General features: G+C 39.6%; 1 protein-coding gene. It reads right to left on the bottom strand.

Annotated features, from left to right (window positions below; all coding sequences use genetic code 11):
* Positions 1-714, bottom strand: a 714-nt coding sequence (locus IDG60_RS18375) for a fructose PTS transporter subunit IIA (RefSeq protein ID WP_206161038.1), incomplete at both ends; no start/stop codon positions are given.

Below are 714 nucleotides of genomic sequence, written 5' to 3'. Positions count from 1 at the left end.
CTGGTACTTCTACGACATTTTTACCATCGAAGCGATCCGTCTCAACATGAACATCAGCAGCAACAATGATACCTGTTGCATTTTCAATATCTTGTTCAGTTAAATGGTTTTTAATGCCGCTTGAACCATTCGTTTCTACTTTAATTTTAATACCCATCTTATCCGCTTGTTTTTTCAATGCGTCACGTGCCATGTACGTATGTGCAATACCTGTTGGACAAGCAGTTACTGCTAACACATATGGCTCATTAGATTGTTTAGATGATTGTTCTGCAGTTGCAACTTGTTGTGCTTCAGCTTCTGCCTCTTCTTCTTTTGTCACTTCATCATCAGCCTCATCTATGATCGCTAGTACTTCTTCAGGTGATGAAGCATGTAATAATTTCTCACGTACATTTTCATCCATTAAAATACCAGACAACTTAGCTAAAGCATCTAGATGTGTTTGGGCGCCACCTTCTGGCGCTGCAATCATAAAGAATAAGTGTGCTGGTTGCATATCCAAACTTTGATAATCTACGCCTGCTTTAGATTTACCAAACGCAATAGCTGGTGACTTAACTGCGGCCACTTTGGCATGTGGAATGGCAATACCTTCGCCGATACCAGTTGTACTTTGTGATTCTCGATTGTGAATCGCTTCCTTAAATGACGCGACATCACTTAATTTACCTGCTTTGTCTAATTGATTTACTAACTCATCAATAACACCAT

It is taken from the genome of Staphylococcus sp. EG-SA-2 (assembly GCF_017152085.1).
Note: the sequence above shows the minus strand (reverse complement) of the source record. Positions and strands in the feature narration are given on the sequence as shown.